21 protein-coding genes, 1 tRNA gene and 1 pseudogene are annotated in these 23,261 nt (G+C 53.2%); 15 read left to right on the forward strand and 8 right to left on the reverse strand.

The window, feature by feature from the left end; translation table 11 throughout:
* The 6 genes and pseudogenes from CLV44_RS12610 to flgA form a co-directional block, all read right to left on the reverse strand.
* Positions 1-365, reverse strand: a pseudogene (locus CLV44_RS12610) (helix-turn-helix domain-containing protein); the annotation flags it as partial.
* The gene (locus CLV44_RS12615) at positions 362-862 is read right to left on the reverse strand and encodes a transposase (RefSeq protein WP_106592478.1); all 501 of its coding nucleotides are present in this window, start codon (positions 860-862) and stop codon (positions 362-364) included. The pseudogene CLV44_RS12610 and the gene CLV44_RS12615, both read right to left, overlap by 4 nt.
* Positions 863-1,223: 361 nt before the next feature.
* A tRNA-Arg gene (locus CLV44_RS12620) sits at positions 1,224-1,300 on the reverse strand.
* Positions 1,301-1,344: 44 nt separating this feature from the next.
* Positions 1,345-1,842 (reverse strand): flagellar protein FlgN, encoded by a 498-nt coding sequence (flgN, locus tag CLV44_RS12625; RefSeq protein ID WP_106592479.1) that lies wholly within the window; start codon positions 1,840-1,842, stop codon positions 1,345-1,347.
* An 8-nt stretch (positions 1,843-1,850) separates the two neighbouring features.
* Positions 1,851-2,171 carry a flagellar biosynthesis anti-sigma factor FlgM gene (gene flgM / locus CLV44_RS12630; protein WP_106592480.1) on the reverse strand — a complete coding sequence of 107 codons (321 nt, stop codon included), beginning with the start codon at positions 2,169-2,171 and terminating at the stop codon, positions 1,851-1,853.
* Between the two features lie 121 nt (positions 2,172-2,292).
* Positions 2,293-2,823 carry a flagellar basal body P-ring formation chaperone FlgA gene (gene flgA / locus CLV44_RS12635; protein WP_281257832.1) on the reverse strand — a complete coding sequence of 177 codons (531 nt, stop codon included), beginning with the start codon at positions 2,821-2,823 and terminating at the stop codon, positions 2,293-2,295.
* Between flgA and CLV44_RS17650 the strand changes: the two genes are divergently transcribed.
* From CLV44_RS17650 to flgL, 14 genes are all read left to right on the forward strand, one after another.
* The gene (locus CLV44_RS17650; RefSeq protein WP_281257834.1) at positions 2,752-2,907 is read left to right on the forward strand and encodes a hypothetical protein; all 156 of its coding nucleotides are present in this window, start codon (positions 2,752-2,754) and stop codon (positions 2,905-2,907) included. The genes flgA and CLV44_RS17650 overlap by 72 nt on opposite strands.
* Before the next feature lie 154 nt (positions 2,908-3,061).
* Positions 3,062-4,000, forward strand: a complete 939-nt coding sequence (locus CLV44_RS12640) for a chemotaxis protein CheV (RefSeq protein WP_106592482.1) — start codon at positions 3,062-3,064, stop codon at positions 3,998-4,000.
* Between the two features lie 15 nt (positions 4,001-4,015).
* The gene (locus tag CLV44_RS12645) at positions 4,016-4,855 is read left to right on the forward strand and encodes a CheR family methyltransferase (RefSeq protein WP_106592483.1); all 840 of its coding nucleotides are present in this window, start codon (positions 4,016-4,018) and stop codon (positions 4,853-4,855) included.
* 197 nt (positions 4,856-5,052) lie between these two features.
* Complete coding sequence (gene flgB, locus CLV44_RS12650) at positions 5,053-5,454, forward strand: flagellar basal body rod protein FlgB (RefSeq protein WP_106592484.1); 402 nt, start codon at positions 5,053-5,055, stop codon at positions 5,452-5,454.
* A gap of 2 nt (positions 5,455-5,456) precedes the next feature.
* Positions 5,457-5,891 (forward strand): flagellar basal body rod protein FlgC, encoded by a 435-nt coding sequence (gene flgC, locus CLV44_RS12655; protein WP_106592485.1) that lies wholly within the window; start codon positions 5,457-5,459, stop codon positions 5,889-5,891.
* A 21-nt stretch (positions 5,892-5,912) separates the two neighbouring features.
* Positions 5,913-6,593, forward strand: coding sequence for a flagellar hook capping FlgD N-terminal domain-containing protein (locus CLV44_RS12660; protein WP_106592486.1), 681 nt, complete (start codon positions 5,913-5,915; stop codon positions 6,591-6,593).
* Positions 6,594-6,608: 15 nt separating this feature from the next.
* The gene (locus tag CLV44_RS12665; RefSeq protein WP_106592487.1) at positions 6,609-8,588 is read left to right on the forward strand and encodes a flagellar hook protein FlgE; all 1,980 of its coding nucleotides are present in this window, start codon (positions 6,609-6,611) and stop codon (positions 8,586-8,588) included.
* Between the two features lie 119 nt (positions 8,589-8,707).
* Entirely contained in the window at positions 8,708-9,451 is a 744-nt protein-coding gene (gene flgF, locus CLV44_RS12670; protein ID WP_106592488.1) for a flagellar basal-body rod protein FlgF, read from the forward strand.
* 24 nt (positions 9,452-9,475) lie between these two features.
* Entirely contained in the window at positions 9,476-10,261 is a 786-nt protein-coding gene (gene flgG, locus CLV44_RS12675) for a flagellar basal-body rod protein FlgG (protein WP_106592489.1), read from the forward strand.
* Between the two features lie 41 nt (positions 10,262-10,302).
* A complete protein-coding gene (gene flgH / locus CLV44_RS12680) occupies positions 10,303-10,980 on the forward strand; it encodes a flagellar basal body L-ring protein FlgH (protein ID WP_245912688.1) in 678 nt (225 codons plus the stop codon).
* Between the two features lie 31 nt (positions 10,981-11,011).
* Positions 11,012-12,091, forward strand: a complete 1,080-nt coding sequence (locus CLV44_RS12685) for a flagellar basal body P-ring protein FlgI (protein ID WP_106592561.1) — start codon at positions 11,012-11,014, stop codon at positions 12,089-12,091.
* The gene (gene flgJ, locus CLV44_RS12690; RefSeq protein ID WP_106592490.1) at positions 12,091-13,128 is read left to right on the forward strand and encodes a flagellar assembly peptidoglycan hydrolase FlgJ; all 1,038 of its coding nucleotides are present in this window, start codon (positions 12,091-12,093) and stop codon (positions 13,126-13,128) included. The genes CLV44_RS12685 and flgJ overlap by 1 nt, the downstream gene beginning before the upstream one ends.
* Before the next feature lie 60 nt (positions 13,129-13,188).
* Positions 13,189-15,246, forward strand: coding sequence for a flagellar hook-associated protein FlgK (gene flgK / locus CLV44_RS12695; RefSeq protein ID WP_106592491.1), 2,058 nt, complete (start codon positions 13,189-13,191; stop codon positions 15,244-15,246).
* A 10-nt stretch (positions 15,247-15,256) separates the two neighbouring features.
* Positions 15,257-16,489 (forward strand): flagellar hook-associated protein FlgL, encoded by a 1,233-nt coding sequence (gene flgL / locus CLV44_RS12700; protein ID WP_106592492.1) that lies wholly within the window; start codon positions 15,257-15,259, stop codon positions 16,487-16,489.
* Positions 16,490-16,522: 33 nt separating this feature from the next.
* Here flgL and CLV44_RS12705 read toward each other — a convergent pair whose 3' ends face one another.
* Both CLV44_RS12705 and CLV44_RS12710 read right to left on the reverse strand, forming a co-directional pair.
* Positions 16,523-16,846 (reverse strand): flagellar protein FliT, encoded by a 324-nt coding sequence (locus CLV44_RS12705; RefSeq protein WP_106592493.1) that lies wholly within the window; start codon positions 16,844-16,846, stop codon positions 16,523-16,525.
* A complete protein-coding gene (locus CLV44_RS12710) occupies positions 16,846-21,201 on the reverse strand; it encodes an FkbM family methyltransferase (protein WP_106592494.1) in 4,356 nt (1,451 codons plus the stop codon). Before CLV44_RS12710 ends, CLV44_RS12705 begins: the two co-directional genes overlap by 1 nt.
* Before the next feature lie 248 nt (positions 21,202-21,449).
* Between CLV44_RS12710 and CLV44_RS12715 the strand changes: the two genes are divergently transcribed.
* Positions 21,450-23,228: a flagellin N-terminal helical domain-containing protein gene (locus tag CLV44_RS12715; RefSeq protein ID WP_106592495.1), complete on the forward strand. Its 1,779-nt coding sequence runs from the start codon at positions 21,450-21,452 to the stop codon at positions 23,226-23,228.
* The last annotated feature ends 33 nt before the right edge of the window (positions 23,229-23,261 follow it).

Below are 23,261 nucleotides of genomic sequence, written 5' to 3' on the forward strand. Positions count from 1 at the left end.
TGCCGACCTCGGGCATGCAGTTGATCACGCTCATGCAAGATCCGGTAGAACGTGGACTCTGACGCCAGATAGCATCCCCGATCAAGCTGATCCGCGACGATAAACGCCGGTGGGCGACTCCGGTACCGCGGCTGATTGCAGAGCGATATCACAGTCTCGCGCTCCTGCTCTGACAGTTTATTGTGCGGCATCGGTCTGGGTACGACCGGCCGCTGATCGGCGCTCACCGCCTGATGTGCCGTCCAGCGCTGATAAGTGCGCACACTCAGGCTTAGCAAGGCACACGCCTTGACCAGCGATGCACCGTTACGCTGAGCCTCTTGGATCAGGCTAACGGCATGCTGGCGATCCGGGAGGCGGGTCATTCGTCCTCGTTTTTGGGGCCCCAGATCGCCTCGGCTTTTTTTGACAGGATCAACAGTGCAGCCGTTTCTGCCAGTGCTTTGTCCTTCCGGCGTAGATCCGCTTCCAACTGTTTGATCCGTTTGCGCTCAGCTTTGCTGCTTTGGCGATGGTGCTTGGCCTGTTCATCGGCTTGGGCATTGGCCCCCATACAGGCGGCCTTCCAGGCTTCGATCTGTTCTGGATACACACCGTGCTTACGGCAATACTCACTGAGCTCAGCTTCGCTCATCGGCGCGGTTTCAAGCACCATGCGAAACTTGTCTTCGCTGGTCCATTTATCGGGTGACGCTGAATTGGACGGCAACACAACACCTCGTTTTCTGGCGGCTTTACGCCAATTGTACAGGGTGGCACTGCTGATGCCTTCCTGGCGGGCTAACTCAGCAACGGACAGGCTATGAGGTGGTGCCATCTTCTGGAGAATAGCGGCTTTACGTTCTTCTGAGTAATGGGGCATGGTTGTTGTCCTCTGAAATGTTCAGGTGACAACTACGCTGACACATAGGGTAGGCTGGAGAAGGCTTGAGTGTTGGTCAAGTGCTTGATACATGCGTAGAAGCATGGCGAGCATCATGATCAGAGTTCTCTGAAATATTCAGAGGAGCTATAACCTGGGCGCAGATCTGCTGGGGTGTCGTTGTTAGCGGTGATTTTTACTGCTCAAAGTGCTTTTGAGCTTGAAGAATGAGTGGGTAGGTGAAACGTATGCAAGAGCAAGCAAAGGCAAAATCTTGGTGCGCATCTTGGTGCACTTTGGGTTTTTGGCTATTTTTACAGGTTAAACTGAACACGAAATGTACGTAAGTCATTGTAATAAATGGTGCCCCAGGCAGGACTCTAACCTGCGACCTGCCCCTTAGGAGGGGGCTGCTCTATACAACTGAGCTACTGAGGCATGATTTGAACGGGGAGGATTCTAACGGTCAACAGGCGTTTTGACTAGGCTTTGCCAAGGCTACGTTGGCCTTCATAGCGACCCTTGTCACCTTTCTGGTCGTAGATGGAGTTGCCTTGTGCATGTCCCTGCAGCAATGCCAGCAGCTGGTCGTTGCTTTGCTTGCTGCGTAGCAGCACCTGTTCGTTGCGCTGGTTTTTAGTGCGGATTTCGTCAAGCACGGCTTCCAGCTGATGCCAGGCGTCTGTCATCACTTGGGCGTCGGGCTCGGCGATGCGGTTCAGCAAAGCCAGTACAGAGGCACGATCATGTGCAACCTGTTGCAGATCCAGCAGGCCGTTGCGTTCGCGAATGTTGCGGTCGATCGCCAGTAGACAGGTTTGCTTGTCCCGGTTACTGGCGTTCAGTGCATCCAGGGAACGTGCCTGCATCGCTTCCAGCTCGGTATCGAGCAGTGTCGTCAGTTCCTGTAACAGCTGAGTGCCCTGAACGATCAGGGTGTGCAGCTGTGATGCATATTCAGGTGAAATCGGTAAAGCCATTCAGACAGTCAGCCCAGAAGTTTGTCAAATTGCAGCATACGTTCGGCAACGCGTTCGTTATCAATCTTGTAGCTTCCGCTGTCGATGGCTGCCTTGATCTGTGCGACCCGATCAGTATCGACATCGGCACTACTGTCTTGCTTGCCGACGGAACGCTGAAGCGCCTGAGCCGTATCACTGATACGTACGGTATCACTGATGTCGGGCTTGGACGTCTGCATATTTGCAGATCCTGGCGTTTGCGCATTGCCTGGTGTCTGCTGCTCACTGACTTTACCACGGTTGCCGGCCGCGGGGGCGGGTGACATGCCGGGAAAATCGATAGCCATGTTCAATTACCTCGCAATCTGTTCTGTGCAAAGGTATCGGGCACCTTGAAGAAAACTTTAGTATTTTTTGCCGGTGATCAATAAATACCGTCAGTATAGCGAAAGCTGACGGCCACGGCGATCAGGGTACCTGGACCCGACCGCTGGCCGTGACGCGTGCGCGAATAACAGTGCCCGAGCGGCGATTGGTGACATCGATCATCTCGCCGATACGGCCATCTTCCTCGGCCGTGCCTTCTGTGCGGATCAGTATAGTGCCACGTCGTGCTTCGATAATGACCGCATCGCCGCGGCTTACAGCGTTGGCCAGGGTCAGCATGCGCGGTGTGATAACACTGTCAGCGCTGATGTCGATACGGGCAATACGGCCGGTCACGTCCTGTTGACGGTGAAAGTAGTCACCCCTTAATGAAGCAATGTCATGCTCACGCAACTGCAACAGTCCTGGCCGAATGCGACTACCTTTCAGGATAGGGCTGGAGGCCGTGACGATCGTTTTGAAGACATTGACCTTGCCGGTGACGAATAAACTCCAGCGCGGTGTCGAACAGCTGACCTTTGCAGTCATGCGTGCGCCGCTGTGAAACGGGATGTTGATAGCCAATGGGTGCCTGCAAGGAGAGAGCTGCAGTTGTCGGTTGACCGGGTTCAGCTGGACCTCGACGCGACTGTCTGGCACTTTTTCGGTAAAGTGTTGTTTAATGGCTTCAGTTACCTGTTGTTTGATTTGGATTGAGGTATCGTCAGCGAATGCGGAAAAGGAATGCATTAATCCGCAGACTATGGCAAAAACGGCGGCAACTGGTGTTAAAGTATTGTGATTCACGCGGGTGTCCTGGCTGTCCAGCCGGGCTAAACTCATCGTTAGTGACCTCGGGGTTGGTTAGATCATGTCAGGGATCCTGGATACTGTAAACCTGCGTACGCAGATGGTAGGGCAGAACCGTTTGGAGCTGTTGCTCTTCGGGCTGGAAACCAATCAACGATATGGCATCAATGTCTTCAAAGTCCGCGAAGTGCTGCAGTGCCCTGAGTTGACTGAAGTGCCGCGCCAGACAACGGCCATCAAGGGGATGGCGCATATCCGTGGTGAAACCATACCGGTGCTGGACCTATCCGAAGCGATTGGTCGCCACCCCATCCCCGATGAGGACCTGAGCAAAACGTTTCTGATTGTTGCCGAATATAACCGTCGTACGCTGGCGTTTATGGTACGCAAGGTCGATCGTATCCTGAATACGCAGTGGGATCAGATTATGGCTCCACCGAAGGAGATCGGCACGGAGAATTACCTGACGGCCGTATTTGAATACGAAGGGAAATTGGTCGAGATACTTGATGTTGAGCAGATTCTGGCCGATCTTTACCCTATGCCGACGGATGTCAGCGACGAAGTGGCAACCAGTGAAGTGCGTGCCCGGGCGCGTGAGCACCATGTGCTGATTGTCGATGACTCGGCAGTTGCGCGTAACCAGATGCAACGTAGCCTTGAAGATCTTGGTGTAAAAGTGTCAGTGGCCAATAATGGCCGTCAGGCTCTGTCCTTGCTCAAGGGGTTGTTGGACAAGGATATCAGTGTCGAGAAGCTGTTTCTGATGGTGATCTCCGATATTGAAATGCCTGAAATGGATGGTTACACCCTCACTTCCATGATTCGTGAAGATCAGCGCATGTCCGGTTTGCACGTAGTACTGCATACCTCACTGAGTGGTGGCTTCAATGTGTCGATGGTGAAAAAGGTGGGGGCTGATGGCTTCCTCGCCAAATTTAACCCCAATGAACTGGCGGGTGTGGTCGTCAATCGTATCCGCCAAGTCGAACAGGGATGATGGGAGTAAGACTGGGTGACTAGCAGCTTTAGTATCACGCCTGCCGAGTTTCGGGAGTTCAGCACGTTTCTTGAGAAAAGCTGCGGTATTTTGCTGGCAGAACACAAGCAGTACCTGGTGCAGAGCCGTCTCGGCAAAATCATGCAGCAACAGGGCTGCACCAATCTGAATGAATTGGTCACCCGGTTGAATCGGCCGGGCGGCGGTACCCTGAAAGAGCAGGTCATCGATGCGATGACCACCAACGAAACACTGTGGTTTCGTGATATACACCCGTACGAAATTTTGCGTAACAAACTGTTGCCCGAGCTTCATGCCAGTAGCCGTTTTCAGAAGCTGCGGATCTGGTCGGCGGCCTGTTCAACGGGGCAGGAGCCATACTCAATCAGTATGGTGATCGACGAGTTCAAGCAGCAGACACCGGGTGCGTTTTCATCCGGCGAAGAGATATTGGCGACTGATATTTCGTCTACTGTCCTGGATCAGGCCCGTCGGGGTGAGTACGAGATGTTGGCATTGGGGCGCGGCTTGTCTCAGGATCGTCTGCACAAATTTTTTCAGTCCACTGAAAGCGGTAGCTGGACAATAGCGCCCAAGATAAAAAGTCGAGTACGCTTTCAGAGCATGAACTTGCTTGGCCCTTACGGTGCGCTAGGGCAGTTTGATCTGATTTTCATCCGCAATGTACTGATCTACTTTTCTTCCGACGTGAAGCTGGAAATTCTGCGCAAGATGCATCGTCAATTGCGGCCGGGCGGTTACCTGCTGCTGGGCGCCTCAGAGTCTCTGTCCGGCTTGTCCGACCTCTACAAAATGATTCATTGCCGCCCCGGCATTATCTATCAGGCGATCTGACTCGGGCGGCAAGGCTGCGATGGCCTTGCCGCTTTGCCGGTATGGCTTTGCCGCTTTTGCCCACCACTGTCCCTTTTCTTGTATCCTGATTCTCTCTCGCGACCTTCCCGCACCCTATAAAACGCAGTAGCTCCTAACTTGGCATATGAATTGCATTGTTTTATGTGCAATCAAATTCTTGCAGTTGGGAGAGCTACATGGCGGTCAATTTCGATTCAGCACTGGGTATTCACGATGATGCACTGGCATTGCGTGCGCGTCGTGCCGAAGTGCTGGCCAACAATATTGCCAATGCTGACACTCCCAACTTCAAGGCGCGTGATCTCGACTTTGCCTCTGTTTTGGCGGGTGAAACTTCGAGTCAGTACAGCCTGTCGCTGGCGCAGACCGAAACCGGTCATCAGGATGAGTTCCTGTCACCGGATACCGCCGCCGACCTGCTGTTCCGTACGCCCAATCAGCCTTCCGTTGATGGCAATACGGTCGAAGTGCAGGAAGAGATGGCGCGCTATAGCGATAACGCCATCCGTTATCAGGCGTCCTTTCAGTTTCTGAACAGCAAGTTCCAGGGGCTGGTTCGTGCGATCAAGGGTGAATAAGCATGTCATTGAGTAATGTTTTCAATATTGCCGGTTCCGCCATGACGGCACAGACCGTTCGCCTTAATACCACGGCGAGTAACCTGGCCAACGCCGAGAGCGTGAGTTCCAGCGAGGTGGATACCTACCGCGCGCGCAAGCCGATCTTTGCCGTTAAAGAGATTGCGCCTGAACAGTTGCCGGAAGCGTACCGCTCACTCGTGCCGGGGCAGGGTGTTGAAGTGCAGGAGGTGGTCGAGAGTGATTCACCACTGCGCATGGCATATGAGCCCAATCATCCGATGGCGGACGAGCAGGGCTACGTCTGGTATCCCAACGTCAATGTGGTGGAGGAGATGGCAGACATGATATCGGCTTCGCGCTCCTTCCAAATCAATGCCGATATTATGAATACGGCCAAACAAATGCTGCAGCGTACGCTTACGCTGGGGCAATAAGGCTGTTGAGAGGATAGCGCCATGAGTAACGTAAACGGCGTCGGCAGTAACATCTTCGACCAGATCAATCAGGCGAACCAGAGCCAGGCCAAACCGCAGGCCGGCAAGTCTGAAGACAGTGAGATGTTCATGAAACTGCTGATCGCGCAGCTGCAGAATCAGGACCCGTCGAGCCCGGCGGACCCGGCTGACTTTATGCAGCAGATCACCAACCTGAGCAGTGTCGAAAGCATTCAGAACCTGTCCGCCACCATGGAAAACATGAGCAACACCATGCTCAGCAGTCAGGCAGCCTTGCAGGCTTCGTCGATGGTGGGGCAACGCGCTTACGTGAACACCAATATCGCTCAGTTGTATGAGGAAGAGGGGTATGTGGATGGTTTGGTGAGTTTGGAGCAAAGCGCCAGCGACGTGCGGATCAGTATTTATGATGCAAGTGGTACCAAGGTTGATGAAGTGAGCATGGGTGCACAGCCGCCCGGCGATCATAACTTTGTCTGGCAGGCGGGGCCGGGTGTGCCGCCAGGTAACTACCGCATCGTTGCCGAGACTCCCATGGGAGCTGAAGGCAAGTATGAGGAAGTGGCAACCTACATGGGCTTCAACATCAATAGCGTCACTCTGGGGCAGAACGGGATCGGTATGAAGGTGAATACCGCGATCGGTTCTATCGATATGAGTGATGTGAAACAGCTCGGTTAAGCGAGGAAGAGAACAATGGCAGGTTTCAGTACAGCAGTAACAGGGCTGAAGGCATCCACCACCATGCTGGACGTGGCTGGTAATAATATTGCCAACTCCAGCACCGTGGGTTTCAAGTCATCGCGTACCGAGTTTGGCGATATCTATGCGACCGCGGTAGTCGGTGCCGGTTCTGCCAACGTGGCCGGTTCGGGCGTCACCGTGACTGACATTGCTCAGGACTTTAAGGCCGGCACGATCGAGTTCACCAACAACAACCTGGACTTGGCGATCAACGGTTCCGGCTTTTTCCAGCTGGATGACGGCCAGGGCGGTGTGACCTATACCCGTGCCGGTGCCTTTGAGCTGAACAAGGACGGTTACATCGTTTCCAAGAACGGCAAGTTCTTGCAGGGCTATGGTCTGGATGCTGATGGCAACCGCCTGCCGATCGGCAATATGGCCGTGACCGAGAAGGAGAGCCCGCCCAAGGCGACCGAGAACATCGATCTGTCATTCAATATCGATGCCCGTGACGATGCGTCAAAGTTGCTGCAGAGCTATGACAAGGATGAGCCGGGTTCGTTTACCTACACCACGACGATGCGCACTTTTGATAGTCTGGGTAACGAGCATACGATCAAGTTCAACCTGCGTGAGCAGTCCCCTGAGCGCAATGTGTACGGATTTGATAATACCGCGACGACTTTGTCCGGGGTGGATATTACCGGCGCGCCACTTCCAGGTGATCCCGCAATCGATCCGAACAATCTGCCGCAATGGGCTGTGGATCTGGCCGATGCGGACCCGCGCATTGATGTGACTTCTGTACGCTATGATCCGGCGGTTGCGCCCCCAGGTGCGGCGCTGACGTTTGAGTTGAAGGCGTGGGCCACGGACTCTGGCGATGTTGTTGTAACCGATGGCACCAACAGCGTTCCCAATCTGCTGACGGGGCCGGACAATTACCGCGCTGCGAATGAAGTCTGGTCTTATGACATCGGGAGTGTAACGGCTCCTGCATCCGGTGTTATCACCATTGGTGGTGTTGAGATCGATATCGAAAATGCGGGTGATGCCGGTGTTATTGGTCGCCGTATTGCTGAATTCGAACCTCAGATTCTGGAAGCCAACCCGAATATCGAGTCTGTGCAGCTGGATACCAATAGCACGCCGCCGAGTATCAAGGTGACGTTCAAGGCGATCGAAGGTGATGTTAATAACACCGATCTGGACTTGGTACAGGTCAATGACCTGACAGGTTTCGACTTCGGCGGTGCTGCTGCTGGGGCTGGGCCGCAGACAGTTGATCCTGCAGTCATTGCCCAAGGTGATAATTCCTATCAGGGATACTATCGCACTTACGCATACCTGAATGGTGAAGAACAGCTGGATCTGGGCAAGTTGACGGACCCCGGTGAAGCCAAGGGGACAGAGCCTGGTCCCATTTTGCTGAGTTTCAACCCGACCAATGGTTTGCTGCGTGGGGTGAATATTCAGGAAGACGGTGATTTCTTCTCGGCAGGCAGTGCTGTTCCCAGTATCACGATCTCTGGTGCAGACCCGGCCAACCCCGGAACCAAGATTGAGCTGGATATGTCGGGCACAACCCAGTTCGCATCGTCTTCAATTGTGAAGAGTCAGCTGCAGGACGGTTATACCAAGGGTGACCTGATCGGGGTGACGTTTGCCGGTACCGGTGAGATGATTGCCTCGTTCAGCAACGGCCAGAACCAGGCCTTGGGCGTGGTGGCGATAGCATCTTTCGAAAACCAGTCCGGTTTGCAGCCTAACGGCGATACCGAATGGTCGGCGACCTTGACGTCGGGTGATGCTGTAATGAATCCGCCTGGCACCGGTCTGAATGGCACTTTGCGGTCAGCAGCTTTGGAGTCTTCGAATGTCGACCTATCGGCAGAACTGGTTAAGCTGATCGAAGGTCAGCGCAACTTCCAGGCCAACTCGAAGACCCTGGAAACCCTGAATGCGGTAACACAGAGTATCCTGCAGATCTGATTACTGAGACTGCACTTCAAGAAAGCCGGGCTAATTGCCCGGCTTTCTTGTTTTTGGCATGTATATTGCTTAATACCCATCATATGATCTGAAGCGGCAAGCCCTTACCGGAGCAGTTGATGGACAAGGTTCTCTACGTCGCCATGACCGGCGCACGCGAAAATATGCTGGCCCAGCAGGTTCACGCCAACAATCTGGCCAATGCGACCACTACGGCGTTCAAGAGCGATCTTGAGCAGGCCCGTGCCATGCGGGTGCTGGGCGACGGTTTTGAGTCGCGGGTGTATTCAATGAGTGAGCGGCCGGGTACCAATCTGGAAAGTGGCGGGCTGATGGAGACCGGACGAGACCTGGATATTGCCATCGACGGTGAGGGCTGGATGAGTGTGATCGGGCCGGACGGTAGTGAGGTTTATACCCGTAACGGTGCGCTGCAGATCAATGCCGCCAATCAGTTGGTGACAGGCAGTGGTTTGCCGGTGATGGGCAATGGCGGCATTCCGATTGTCATTCCTCCGGCAGAAAACATCTTCATCGGCAATGATGGCACCATCACCATCAGGCCGTTGGGCGAGAACGCGGCGGAGCTGGCATTGGTGGATCAAATCAAACTGGTTCGACCGGAAGCGGGTGCGCTGTATAAGGGGCAAGATAGCTTCATGCACACCGATAACGATGTGCCGCTGCCACCGGCGCTGGATGTACAGGTGCGTTCCGGCTATCTGGAAGCGAGTAACGTTAATGCCGTATCCGACCTCACCGCAATGATCAGCCTGTCACGGCAGTTCGAGATGCAGGTCAAAATGATGAAAACTGCCGAGGAAAACTCTTCTGCGGCCGCCAAAATTCTGCAAATGAGCTGATAACGCTTTAAAGGAGTCTCAATCATGCATGGTGCTTTGCACGTCGCGAAAACCGGCCTGAGTGCTCAGGATACTCAGCTCAAGGTCATTTCCAATAACTTGGCTAATGCTAATACGGTCGGCTTCAAAAAAGACCGGTTGGAATTTGAAGATCTGTTGTATCAAGTACGCCGCCAGCCGGGTGCCGCGACTGGAGAAGATTCGCAGTTGCCATCGGGCTTGCAGCTGGGCAGCGGGGTGCGGACGGTTGGTACGCAGAAAATGTTTCAAACAGGGGATCTGCAGATAACCGATCAGCCTTTCGATGTGGCGATCAATGGTCGTGGTTTCATCCAGGTGACGCAGCCGAATGGTGATGCTGCCTACACCCGAAATGGCACGTTACATCTCGACGGTGAAAGCCGTTTGGTAACAGCTGAGGGTTACCTGATCGAGCCGGCTATTACCTTGCCAGAGGGTGTGACTAACTTCTCGGTGGGGGGCGATGGTACCGTGAGTGTCTCAGTCGCCGGAGATCCGAACCCAGTGGAGCTGGGGCAGCTGGAGCTGGCCGACTTCGCCAACCCGCAGGGACTGCAGGCAATTGGTCAGAATCTGTTTATTGAAACGGCAGCGAGTGGCGCGCCTGTTATCGGTGTTGCTGGTGAAGATGGGCTTGGGATGCTTCAGCAAGGTGTTCTCGAAGGTTCCAATGTTAATGCCGTGGAAGAGCTGGTTAACATGATCACCACCCAGCGGGCGTATGAGATGAACTCCAAAGTGATCTCCACCGCCGACGAAATGCTGGGCTACGTCAGCCAGCAGTTGTGATGATCTGAGCACTTTTTAATTCGGATAAAGGGGCAGGCAAGATGAAAGCGGGTATGCACGTCATGGTAACAATGGCGGTGCTGCTGTTGACCGGTTGTGTCAACAAGGCGGCGAAGCCGGACAACCCCTATTATGCCCCGATCCAGCCGGTGCAGATGCAACAGCCACAGCCGGTCACCGGCTCCATCTACGCTGCAGCCAGCGGTATGGATCTATACGGCGATGGCCGTGCCTATCGGGTTGGTGACATCATTACCGTACAGCTTACCGAGCGGACCCAGTCATCCAAAAGTGCTTCCACCACAGTGGATAAAAGCAACGACATGTCGATTGGTGCGCCCAATGTGCTGGGGCGTGACCTGAGTGTCTTTGGCAATCCGCTCAGCGCTTCCATGAACTCTGACAGCAGCTTTGATGGCGAAGGCTCATCCGACATGAGCAACAGTCTGAATGGCAATATCACCGTGACCGTGCATCAGGTATTGCCCAATGGCAACCTGCTGGTGCGCGGTGAAAAGTGGCTGACCCTGAATCAGGGCGACGAATATATCCGCATCAGTGGCCTGGTGCGCAAGCAGGATATCGGGCCGGATAACATGGTCGAATCGACCCGTCTGGCTGACGCCCGCATTACCTACAGTGGTACTGGTGCTGCGCACGACTCCAACGTAATGGGCTGGCTGGCACGCTTCTTTATCAGCCCGCTCTGGCCCTTCTGAGGTGAATAGCATGCGTACATTGATTCAGCAGATGACGTTGGTGTTCGGGCTGCTGCTGGCGGTTGCGCCGGTGCAGGCCGAACGGATCAAGGATATTGCCAGTGTGGCGGGTGTCCGTTCCAACCAGCTGGTCGGTTATGGCCTGGTGGTAGGTCTGGACGGCACCGGTGACAAGACCAGCTTCACCTCACAGACGTTTCGCAACATGCTCAACAATTTCGGTGTGGCCATTCCGCCGAATGTAGACCCCAAGTCCAAGAACATTGCAGCGGTGGCGATTCATGCCGAGCTGCCGCCGTTTGCCAAGCCGGGACAGACCATCGATATCACCGTATCCACTATTGGCGATGCCAAGAGCCTGAGAGGCGGCAGTCTGTTGATGGCCCCGCTCAAGGGGGCAGACGGTAATGTGTATGCAATTGCGCAGGGTAACCTGGTGGTGTCCGGTTTCGGTGTCGAGGGCAACGACGGTTCGCGATTGTCGCTCAATGTGCCCAGCGTTGGCCGTATTCCCAATGGTGCCTCGGTTGAACGTACCGTCCCCAACGCCTTTGCCCAGGGCGATAGCCTGATGTTCAACCTGAATCAGCCGGACTTCACTACCGCCCGTCGTGTCGCTGAACAGGTCAATGGCCTGCTCGGGCCGGATATGGCGATGGCACTGGATGCGGCATCAATTCGAGTGCGTGCACCGCGTGACCCGTCACAGCGTGTCTCTTTCCTGTCGGTGCTGGAGAATCTGGAAGTCGACCCCGGCACAGAAGCGGCCAAGGTCATCATCAACTCGCGCACCGGTACCATCATCATTGGCCAGAATGTACGCGTCTCACCGGTGGCGATTACTCACGGCGGCCTGACTGTGGCGATCAGTGAAAACCTGGAGGTGACTCAGCCAAACGTACTGGGTGGCGGCCAAACTGTGGTCACCCCACGTACCGAGATCGAAATCGATGAAGGCTCCGGGCGCATGTTCGAGTTCGCACCGGGGGCCACGCTCAGCGATATCGTCGAGGCGGTGAACCAGGTCGGTGCCGCACCGGGCGACTTGATGGCAATACTGGAAGCACTGAAACAGGCGGGTGCTCTGAAGGCCGAACTGGTGGTGATCTGATGACAATCAAAAGCGGCTTTGATGCCTCCTCACCTGGCCTGTTTACCGATCTCAATCAGCTGCAAAAGCTCAAGGGACAGGCCAAGACCGATGAACAGGCCGCCTTGAAAGGCGTAGCGCAGGAATTTGAGCAGCTGTTCATGAACATGATGCTTAAAACCATGCGGCAGGCCAACGATGTGCTGGCCACTGATAGTCCATTCAATTCCAACGATGTGAAGTTCTATCAAGAGATGTTCGACCAGCAGCTGACCCTGGATCTGTCGAAAAAGGAAAGCATGGGCTTGGCCGATATTATCGTGCAGCAGTTGAGCCAGCGTGCAGACGCGGTGACTCGGCCTGAGCTGGGTGATGACGAGCAACAGGAAACACAATCGTTGACTGAACAGATGCTCAATCGTGCCTTGGGTAACGGACCGGTGACCCCGCCCGCAGGCATGACCTTTAGCGCACCGGTCGATACGGCCGCGACCGAGCCGGAGAATGAGATCGAAGTGGATAGCGCTCTCGCAGACGCGGATGCACAGGAGAGCCTGCCAGCCCGTTTTGATACTCCGGCCCAGTTCATTGAGCAGTTGATGCCGCTGGCCGAGAAGGCCGCGCAGGCGCTGGGCGTGAACCCGTCGATATTGCTGGCACAGGCCGCGCTGGAAACCGGCTGGGGCAAATTCATTACCCGTGATGCCGCCAGTGGTCAGAGCAGTCGCAATCTGTTCAATATCAAGGCGGATAGTCGTTGGCAGGGTGATGCCGTGCAGGTACAGACACTGGAATACCGTGGTGGTGTGGCGGAAAAAGAGCAGGCTCGCTTTCGTGCCTACACGGATTATGCCGACAGTTTTGGTGATTATGTCGACTTTCTGCAGAGCAATCCGCGCTATCAGCAAGCACTGGAGCAGGGCGCGGACCCGAGTCGCTTTGTGCGTGAACTGCATAACGCCGGTTACGCCACCGACCCCGAGTATGCCACCAAGATCGAACGGATCTTCAACGGTGATTTGCTGGCGGGCGTGAACGGTACGGCTCAAGAAGGCTGAGTTCGGGCCGATATAGAATAGAGGTTGAGCGGCGGTGATGCCGTTCATCGGAGGAATATAATGAGTTACGGTTTGCTTAATTTGGGCTCGCAAGCCCTGTCATCCAATCAGTCGGCTCTGTCTGTAGTCGGGCAGAACATCGCCAACGTCAACACTGATGGCTATAGCCGTCAGCGGCCGGAATTCGCCTCGCGGGAAGGCCTTGGCGGCGTTGAAGTGTATGACATCTCCAGGATCGCGGACCAGTTCCTCAATCGCCAAATCTGGGCAGACAAGGCGTCCTACAGCAATGCCGAGCTCTACCAGATGTTCGCCGGTGAGTTGGATAACCTGTTAGCTTCGGAAGCGACCAGTATCTCCTCCGCCATGGACACCTATTTCGGTGCCTTGCAAACCGCCGTCGATGATCCGACCAGCCTGCCCAACCGTGAGCTGTTTGTGGCCGAGGCCAACGCACTGGTGCAGCGTCTGAACGATATGGATGCGAACCTGGAGCGCCAGAACAACAGCCTCAACGGTCGGTTGGAGAGCTCAACCGCTCAGGTCAACGCGATCGCCAGCAATATCGCCGAGCTCAACGACAAGCTGCGCATTGCGACGGCAGCCGGTAGTCAGGTCAACGAGCTGCTGGACAAACGCGATGCTCAGTTGGATAAGCTGTCCAACTTCGTTAACTTCACCACGGTCGACAATAACGCGACCGGTGAGGTTAACGTCTTTATCGGCAAGGGCGAGCCGTTGGTAATGGGCAAGGATTCCAATCGACTGGTCACCACCGTCGACCCTGCCGATGCCAGCCGGCTTAATGTGTCGTTGCAGATAGGCAATAACGTTAACGATATCACGGCCCAGATTGGTGGTGGCGAGATCGGTGGTTTGCTCGATTATCGTGACAACATGCTGGATACCGCACGAGATCAGATCGGCATCATCACCCTGGCATTTGCCGATACCATGAACTCTCAGCATATGAAGGGCATGGATCTGGATGGCGAACTCGGCGGACACCTGTTTACGGACATCAATGACCCCAACGCGATGGCGAACCGGGTCCTCAGTGACGGCCGCAACACCGTTGATGTCAGCAGCGCGACGGTGCATATCGACGATACCAGCGAGCTGAAAGCAAGCGAATACAAAGTGATCTTCGGTGCCGACAACAGCTTCACCATGGTGCGTGAAAGTGATGGCAAACAGTGGAACTCGTCACAATTCACAACGGCTGCAGATGCTGAATCGGTAGACGGCAATCAGCAAATGTACCGTGACCCGGCCAGCGGTGAACTGACCCTGCGCATTGACGGTTTCACTCTGAGCATGGACCCGGCCGGTAATGATTTCGGCGGCGGCGATCAGTTCGTCATCCGTCCTGCCCGCACTGCAGCATCGGATATCGATATGGTGTTGCAGGACCCGCGTGATCTGGCCTTGGCATCACCGGTCAAGATCGAAGCGGATGCCGGTAATGAAGGCACCGGTGTTGCCAACGTCACCGTAACCCGGCCCGAGCAGTTGGGTATCAATAACAACCAGCTGGGCACGCCGATCAAGATCGAGTTCAGTGAAGCGGAAGTACCTGCTGGCTCCGGCAATATGCAATCGTTCTACCGTGCGTTTGATGTTAGTGATCCCGATAACCCTATCGAGATTGATCTCAGTGACCCAGCTACTCTGCCTATTGAGGCAACGCCGTTTGTGGCCGGAGAGCCGCTGCAGCTGCCCGGAAATGTGGGCTATGAGGTAGTGATCACCAATCAGCCGAAAGCGGGTGATACCTTTACCGTTGGCTACAACGAGGGCGGGGTTTCCGACAACCGCAACGCGCTGGCCATGTCGGATCTGCAGTTCGACAAGAGTACAGTCGATAAGGCGTCTTACCAGGATCGTTATGGGCAGTTGATCGAAAGGGTTGGTACTCAGACGGCGGTGGCACAGATTAACGCCGAAGCCAGCAAATCGGTGCTGGACGCCAATCTGGCGGCTCGCGCGAGCGTCAGCGGCGTCAATCTGGACGAGGAAGCTGCCAAGCTGATCCAGTTCCAGCAGGCCTATTCGGCGTCAGCACAGCTTATCCGGGCCTCGCAAACCATATTTGATGCCCTGATCGGCGCGATATAAGGAGTCATCCATGCGTATCTCCACAGCCCAGGTATTCCTGTCCAATCTGGATAATTTGAGCCGTACCAACAACGATCTGTTCAAAACCCAGCAGCAACTGTCGACCGGCAAGCAGGTCCTGCAGCCATCAGATGATCCGTTGGCGGCGGCCCAGATCATTAAGCTGAAAAAGGAAGTGGCACTCAACGATCAGTTTCAGGGCAATATCGACGTATCCCGTCGCCGCCTGGAGCTTGAAGGGATCGCGCTGGAGCAGATCAACAACATCAATATCCGCCTGCGTGAGATCAGTATTCAGGCCGGTAACGGCGTCTTGTCGGCGGCGGATCGTGACTCGTTGGCGACGGAAGTGGATGAGATGACTCAGCAGATGTTGGGTCTGATGAACACCAAAGATGCCCAGGGCGAGTATCTGTTCGCCGGTTATCAGGGGGATGAGCCGGCCTATGCTTACGATGAAGCGCAAAAACAGTATCTGTATCAGGGTGACAGTGGCCAGCGTTTCATCCAGATCGGGCCGGACAACCGTATCGCCTCTACTGACTCGGGACAAAAACTGTTCGAGCAGATCGAAGGGTTGGAACAGGCTGTTGTCAGCAACAACCCGGATGGTGTGCTGACCGGGGTCAGTATTAGTGATCGAGCGCTGTTTGAGGAAGCGGTCGGCGAAGCCGATTTGCCATTGTCGTTTGCTGTGGATAACACGGTGCCCCCTGAAACAATTGTGGTGACGAACCGAGACGGTGACGAGTTATTTAACAATACAGCCGACCCTAGCGATCCCACCAACCAGTTGGAAGATGTGTTGGGACTGTCGATCAGCCTGAATACCAGCACTCCTGCGGGCAGCTACACCGCTGAAGTAGATCTGCGTGCCGAAAAAACCAACCCGCTCAACGTGGCGCTCAAGCTCAGTGATGGCCTTAGAAACCTGGACCTGTCCGACCCTGAACAGAAAAAGGAGTTTGATTCACTGATTGCCGGCACGCTGGATACCCTGACGCAGGCGGAAGAGAGTAACATCCGTGCTCGTACCTCGCTGGGCGCACGCATCAACGCGCTGGACCAGCAGGAGTCGGTCAATACGGATTATCAGTTGTACACCAAGCAGGCACTGTCTTCCTTTGAAGACTTGGATTACGCCGATGCGATCAGCCGTTTTGCGCTACAGAAAACTGTCCTGGAAGCCGCTTATCAGAGCTTTTCGCAGATCAAGGACCTGAGCCTGTTCAAGTATATTTGAGGTGTGGAAGGGCCTCAGCCCTTCCAGTAGAAATCAGCTAAAACTGCCGTAGGCCTTGCGAGCTTTTTGGTTCTGTTGCAGCTGATTGTGTTCGTGGCTGATCTTTTCTTGCTGCTGCGTGATGATGACCAATGCTTGGCGCTCAATGAGCTGTGATTGAATGAGCAGCTGTCGAATAGCTGTCAGCGTTTCTTGCGTCATATCAGGCTCGGAACTGTTTTCCAGTGCGTGAATCAGCTGAACACGTTGCTGTTGCAGTTGAGGTAAAGCATCCCAGTTCTCAGCTTCTGCGCTCTGGTGTAATGACTCTGTAACCTGCAGTAACCGTGTGGCAAGTTCATATGTATTTTCCATCATTACAGACCTAAACAGTTGTTTTCTCTATAAAATACGGCAGTGGACCATGCGACGATGTTGATCGGCCCCATTCCGGTAAAATCAATACGCTTGAAGCCCTGTGACAGCAAAAAATTTGAGCCTTCGTCATAGGCTGATCGTTCTGCGTTATCCAAAATCACGACACCACCATCTTTGAGCGATGGCACGACATTCCTCAAACAGTTTACCCGATCGCGCCCATCCACAAATGCGATATCAAATGCATTTGCATACTGAGGCTTCAATACTTCTCGTCCATAATCGCCACCGTACACCAGAGGGTGGTGGATGTAGTCTACATTGGACGGGAGCATGGTTTTAATTTTCTTAAACCAGTTTTCGTCATGCTCAACAGACACCACTTTTTTCACTTTTTGGCTGAGCCAAATGGTTGAGTTTCCGCTGCCGTATTCGAAAACGCTAAACTCAGCCTTAACTCGTTCATTGAAAAAATGAATAAATGGATAGGTGACCCAAGGGACAACACCGTCGGCTGTTACGCTTTCTCTGGATAGAATGGATTTTAACCAACCTACCTGTTTCAGATAGCTTTCGGGTTTGCTTAACAGCATGTTAGCCGCTTGCTGGCTGGGCGTTTCCACGCCATCAAGTGAGATATTGATATCTTTTATAGCATGAAGGTAGTCAGCAGCAAGTTGTGTCTTGGTCTTTTTATTGCGTTTGTCCAAAAGACCATATAGATTCAATGCATAATCATACGACCCGTATGCTTCATGCATGATGTAAGCCAGCTTCATAATAGATGCATCATCAACTTTTTGTAGTTGATCAAAGTCCAACACATATACAGCATCAGCAGTCGTGAGCTGATTAATACCCTGGTGTATTTGCTTATGTACAACCATGGGAGCAAACAATCTCTTTCGCTGTTCGAGTAAGGTATGCAACATGAAGCCATGTTTGCGCATCCATGCATCGATATCGGCAAAGAGAGGCTGGTTCTTGTACAGTGAAATAAAATTCACTTCTGTTTGAATGACCAAGCAGTTTTTCAGTTTCTCTTCTGCATTTTTGAAAACAGAAAGTTCGCCACCCTGAATATCGATTTTTAACCAGTCTATGGATTTAATTTCGTTAATATCATCTAATCTATGCGTTTTGACGGGTACTTCTTTTTTAACTTGCGCCCAAATTGGGTAGCCCTGGAAGCGATTCAGGAGTTCAAAATTTGGTTCCAGGGTTGAGGTCATGCCTTCTGCGTGACACAAGTACAGAGTCTTTTCCTGGCCATCACCGACGGCGTGGGGTAGATATGTTTCATTTTTCCCCTTCATGCGATTGAGCTTCTTGAGTGCTTCGCTCTGAGGCTCAAAACCGACAAGGCGTACATGGCCTTTGTCGAGTAATGTGCGATATGGCGGAGTTCCGTCGATCGGGTTAGCACCGATATCGACTACGGATATCTTGGTATTGAGGCCCCAGTCAAAAGTGGCCGCAGGGGTGGCTGCAGCTGTGGGCTGGGCAGAACTGGCGGCACTTGGCTGTTGGTGGTTAGGTGTAACGATACGTGGTTGTACTTTGGTACCTGCACTCGGTGTCTTGGGCTGAAGTTGTGTTTTCAGCTTTTCGGTTGTGTAGTGGATGTATTGCTCTGCCAGTGGGTGTGAACTGCCACCTAGCACGTCGTAACTCAATCCTTTTAGCCCGTAAACGCTGTCGGCAATAAACGCCAATTTCATGCGCTGGTTGGCATTTAATCTGTGCATCCTGTCATGGTCAGGGATGAACAGTGCGGCGGCTGCAACCAATTCGTCGCTGTAGCGGTTGGCACCGACAATATTTTGGGGCACCGGCGTATGTTCTTTCTGATCGGCAAAACAATAGAACCTGAAGCCATTTCGGCTAGCCCAATGAGCCATTTCGGTAAAGTTTGGCTGTCGGACATGCGTCGGCTGGAAGGCAACGTTGGTATGAATCAATAATGTATCGGCCAACGACGTTTGGCCATTTTCCAGTATGGCCAAACTGTCATTCAGGTCATCAAGTACCAACCAGTCGAGGCTCGGTAATTCATTAATTGTGTCCAATGACGCCGTTGCTACGGGCAGTTGTGCCAACAGCTGCAATGCCTGTTGTGTTGTTTGTTGCATGTGTTCGGCAGGTGCGGGTTCCAGTGTGCCGCTGTGCTGTGCCGATTGGCAGGCGTACAAGGTTGCAGGTTTGCCATTGCCCAGCGCCATGTTTGGATAGTAATGGCAGCCTGATTGGGAAATTACCGGGTTCTTTGTTTGATTGCTGGCAGGATCGAAAACCACCAGTTCCAAGGTACCTAGATCTAGCATCTGCTTGATGATCGGCGTTTTCAGTAGCTGTGCGCCATGGTCGATGGCAATCACTCGGCCATCAAATGTCCAGTTGAACGTGTTACCTTCTGCTTCTGGAGGGGCTTCTGGGTAGTGTAGCTCGACTGGCGCGTGCTCATCTTCGAACAGCACTTCACCTTGTTCATTAAAGCTCAGTGCCGCTGGTGCTTTGTTCTCCGTATAACGCTGCCAAATGGCTCTAAGGGCATTGTTCAGATGACCGGCAAAGGTCTCGGCATCACATACGGGTGACTGCAGTAGAACAGTGCGCAAGTGTGACCGGATGGTGGTCAGGCTATCTAGATCAGATGCCAGCTCTAGCACGCGCTCGCGATATTCATCCCAGCTGTTCGTGACCAGCTCAGGCATGCCGGCGTTCACCAAATGGGTGGCCGAGTGCCGGCCGGCAAATGTTGGGCCTGGCATCGTGACTACAGGGACGCCCATGGAAAAGGCCTCGCAAGTTGTTAAGCCACCAGAGTAAGGCCAAGGATCAAGGGCGATATCAACACGGTTGTAGCATGCCAACAGCTCGTTATGAGGGGAGAAGCCTTCAATGATAATGCGATGGTGGTCGATACCCTGTTGTTTCAGTACCTGCCGTGTCTGTTCACACAGTGCGTCTGAATTATACTCGGCACCTTTCAAAAACAGGACTGATTGAGGTAGAGCATGCATGATTAAGGCCCATTGTTCGAGTACAACGGGGTTTATTTTCATTGGATTGTTGAAACACCCTAAAGTAATAAATCCTTTCTTTCGTGAGGGCAGTTCAGCAACTTCAGGTGTGTATTCGGGCATTTCATAACAGATATAATCGTTGGGCATTCTGATCAGTTTCTCGGTATAAAATGCGTCATCACCGTAAGGAGATTCAACGCTATCTGTGATCAGGTAGTCGACAGTGCTGAGTCCTGTTGTGTTGATGAGTCCGCCGACCCATTTTACCTGTACAGGGGCCGGTTGCATGGCAAGTACGGGGACACGGGAGCCGTTGTTGTAACCAGCCAGGTCGATCAGTATGTCGATTTCATCCTGACGAATTTGTTCTGCCAGTTCCGCATCGCTCATATGAATAGTAACGTGGTAGTGACTGATTGCTTTGAATCGCTCAGTCACAGGATCAACCCTGCCACAGCTGCTATACGCATATAACTCAAAGGCATTTTTCGGTAAACGCTCTAGTGCCGCGATGATCATGCGACCGACCGGGTGGATGCGGAAACCATCTGAAATCATGCCGACTCGAAGCGTCTTTCCGTTTGATAAGTCAGCCGAAGTGGGACGTTTTCGTGGGGTTTCAGTACTCCGGCGCTCCCATTCAAGGCAGGCGTTGAAAATGGTTTCTTGCGTTTGCACAGGATCATAGTGCAGCGAAGTCAGTAAATTGGAAAAGGCACTGATATTATTCGGCTCGAGTCTAATGGCATGGTTGAAGCAGTGCTGTGCATCATTAGGTGAGCCTAACGCGTTATACAATATGCCAGCGTTATTCCAGTAGCGACTTGAATCTGGAAAGGTTTCCAGCAATGAGTTCACTAAGGCCAGGGCATCCGTATGCCGGTTTAGCTGAGCGAGAACGGTGCTCTTGTGAAACAGGTACTCACTGTAATTGGGGTTGAGCTGCAATGCCTGATCAATGGACGCCAAAGCCTTATCGAGTTGGTGTTGCTGCTTGTAAATATAGGAAAAGAAAAAATGTGTATCGGGCAGCGTAGGGTCATTGTCCAGAGAATGTTGAAGTGCAATTAAAGCCTTTCCGTCTTGGCCGCGGTTGATATGCATCTGCCCTTCAAACTGCAACATTTGTGCATCTTCGGGTGTGTGCTCAAGCCCTTTGCGTATAGCTGTTTCGGCATCGTCCCACTGTCCCTTTTGAATGGCGTATATTGCTATTTTTCTCCAGGGATTTTGGGTGTTATTCGCTGCTGAAAGCATAGATGCCTGCTGCTTGCCATGTTGCTTGTGACGGTTCTTGCTGTGTTCTTTGTTGCGAGTGTTCTTAGCCATGACGAGCAGCCCTGCTGGATTTCGAATGCACTTATCCTAACGGACTCCGGGAGGTCCAGCCACAGTGATGGTATAGCCGGTTACTGAAAAAACTCAAGAAAGTACTTAAGTCATGAGAACGTAGGCCGATAAAGTTGATCAACGGCAGCATTGCCGCATGGAACAAGGTGCAAAGGCTAGTTCAGCTAGCCAAGCATTCTAGGAACAAAGCCTGTTATGGCGATGCCAATATCTGAGGAGAAATACTCATGGCTATGGTAATCAATTCAAACATTATGTCGCTCAACGCGCAGAACCAGCTGACCAAAAGTCAGAATGACCTCAATACCTCAATGGAGCGTCTGACCAGTGGTAAGCGTATCAACTCCGCTGCTGATGATGCTGCAGGTCTGGCCATTGCCAACCGTATGACCTCTCAGATTCGTGGTTTGGATCAGGCGGTGCGTAACGCCAACGACGGCCAGGCACTGATTCAGACTGCCGAAGGCGCTTTGGATGAAACCAGCAACATTCTGCAGCGTATGCGTGAACTGTCTATTCAGTCTGCAAACGGAACCTACGATTCAGGTAACCGCTCGACCTTGAATGCAGAAGTGATGCAGCTGCAGGAAGAGATCACCCGTATCGCCGATACTACCAGCTTCAACGGTCAGAACCTGTTGGACGGCAGTCTGGGTGAGTTGACCTTGCAGGTAGGCTCTGAAGCGAACCAGACCATCTCCACTGAAATCGGCAAGCTGGATGCGAAAGGTCTTGGTGGTGAAGCAGGTGGTGATGTAGTAGGGGCTGCTGCAACTGGCGGTACCTTGGTCGCAGGCTTGACACTGCTGAACAGCTCAACCTCAATGACAATCAACTCTCAGGCAGTGGGCGACTTGTCTGATTCTGCCAACCTGCAGGAAGCGCTGGATTCCATCAACGAAAAAGTCTCTGGTGTTGAGGTGTCAGCCTTTACCGAGATGACAGCAGCTGATGAAGGTACCGGTATTATCCGTGATACCAATGTTCTTGAGTTGAGCATTGTGGGTCCGGGCGCCGAGAGTAATACGATTCAGATCACTGACACCGGCAGTATGGAGGAGCTGGTTGAAGAAATTAACTCTCAGGCAGCAGGTCAGCTGACCGCTTCTCTGGATGAAAACGGCAAATTGCAGATCGCAAGCGAAACCGGCGCGACACTGACAGTAGCCACTGATAGTGCCGATAAGCTTGCAGGTGCCCAGGCATCGGGCTTTGTTGCTGATACAGCCACAGCTGTTGATGGTTCTGAAAATGTGACCGGTAATGCTCAGCTGTCCTTCACCATCACCGATAGTAATGTTGATAGCGTAGATGTTGCGTTCACCAATGGTGCTACTGGCCAGGCCGCTTCCGCTGCAATTGGTGTACAGACCCGTGATGGTGCCGATATTACTGGTGTTGCAAATACTGGCCAGGCAGCATTGAATGAAGGTGACATCACCCTCAATGGTGTTGAAATCGGGGCTGTCGCTGCTGGTACAGGTGCCGTGACTCAGGGTGCGAATCTGGCTGAAGCGATCAATAAAATGAGCGCAGAAACTGGTGTGGTCGCAACTGCTGATGGAACTACTGGTGCACTGACGCTGGACTCTGTCTCTGGTGATGAGATTTCTATCGACTTCCGAGATGGCAGCAACGCAACGCTTGCCAATACCGGTTTGATTGAAACCAATAATGCTACCTCTGTTGGCAACTCCGTCGCCGATATCGACATCTCTACTGTGGCCGGTGCCCAGAAAGCGATCGATATTCTCGACAGTGCATTGGAACAGGTGAGCAGCATTCGTGGTGACCTCGGTGCGGTGAGTAACCGTCTGGACTCCACCATGAGCAACCTGGCCAACATCTCCGAGAACCAGTCAGCGGCCCGTTCACGAATTGAAGATGCTGACTTTGCCGCTGAATCGGCTAACCTGTCCCGTGCACAGGTACTGCAGCAGGCGGGTACTGCCATGCTGTCCCAGGCCAATGCAGCACCGCAGCAGGTCCTGTCACTGCTGCAGTAAGCCTTTAAGGTCTATCCTTAACGGATAAAAAAG

This window comes from Marinobacterium halophilum (assembly GCF_003014615.1).
Classification (GTDB): Bacteria; Pseudomonadota; Gammaproteobacteria; order Pseudomonadales; family Balneatricaceae; genus Marinobacterium; species Marinobacterium halophilum.

Coding starts and splice junctions, on each gene's coding strand:
- CLV44_RS12615 (WP_106592478.1), bottom strand. CDS start 862: ATGCCCCATTACTCAGAAGAACGTAAAGCCGCTATTCTCCAGAAGATG.
- flgC (WP_106592485.1), top strand. CDS start 5,457: ATGTCATTGAGTAATGTTTTCAATATTGCCGGTTCCGCCATGACGGCA.
- CLV44_RS12705 (WP_106592493.1), bottom strand. CDS start 16,846: ATGATGGAAAATACATATGAACTTGCCACACGGTTACTGCAGGTTACA.
- flgG (WP_106592489.1), top strand. CDS start 9,476: ATGCATGGTGCTTTGCACGTCGCGAAAACCGGCCTGAGTGCTCAGGAT.
- flgN (WP_106592479.1), bottom strand. CDS start 1,842: ATGGCTTTACCGATTTCACCTGAATATGCATCACAGCTGCACACCCTG.
- CLV44_RS12665 (WP_106592487.1), top strand. CDS start 6,609: ATGGCAGGTTTCAGTACAGCAGTAACAGGGCTGAAGGCATCCACCACC.
- CLV44_RS12710 (WP_106592494.1), bottom strand. CDS start 21,201: ATGGCTAAGAACACTCGCAACAAAGAACACAGCAAGAACCGTCACAAG.
- flgJ (WP_106592490.1), top strand. CDS start 12,091: ATGACAATCAAAAGCGGCTTTGATGCCTCCTCACCTGGCCTGTTTACC.
- CLV44_RS12660 (WP_106592486.1), top strand. CDS start 5,913: ATGAGTAACGTAAACGGCGTCGGCAGTAACATCTTCGACCAGATCAAT.
- flgH (WP_245912688.1), top strand. CDS start 10,303: ATGAAAGCGGGTATGCACGTCATGGTAACAATGGCGGTGCTGCTGTTG.
- CLV44_RS12640 (WP_106592482.1), top strand. CDS start 3,062: ATGTCAGGGATCCTGGATACTGTAAACCTGCGTACGCAGATGGTAGGG.
- flgF (WP_106592488.1), top strand. CDS start 8,708: ATGGACAAGGTTCTCTACGTCGCCATGACCGGCGCACGCGAAAATATG.
- flgK (WP_106592491.1), top strand. CDS start 13,189: ATGAGTTACGGTTTGCTTAATTTGGGCTCGCAAGCCCTGTCATCCAAT.
- flgL (WP_106592492.1), top strand. CDS start 15,257: ATGCGTATCTCCACAGCCCAGGTATTCCTGTCCAATCTGGATAATTTG.
- flgM (WP_106592480.1), bottom strand. CDS start 2,171: ATGGCTATCGATTTTCCCGGCATGTCACCCGCCCCCGCGGCCGGCAAC.
- CLV44_RS12685 (WP_106592561.1), top strand. CDS start 11,012: ATGACGTTGGTGTTCGGGCTGCTGCTGGCGGTTGCGCCGGTGCAGGCC.
- CLV44_RS12715 (WP_106592495.1), top strand. CDS start 21,450: ATGGCTATGGTAATCAATTCAAACATTATGTCGCTCAACGCGCAGAAC.
- flgB (WP_106592484.1), top strand. CDS start 5,053: ATGGCGGTCAATTTCGATTCAGCACTGGGTATTCACGATGATGCACTG.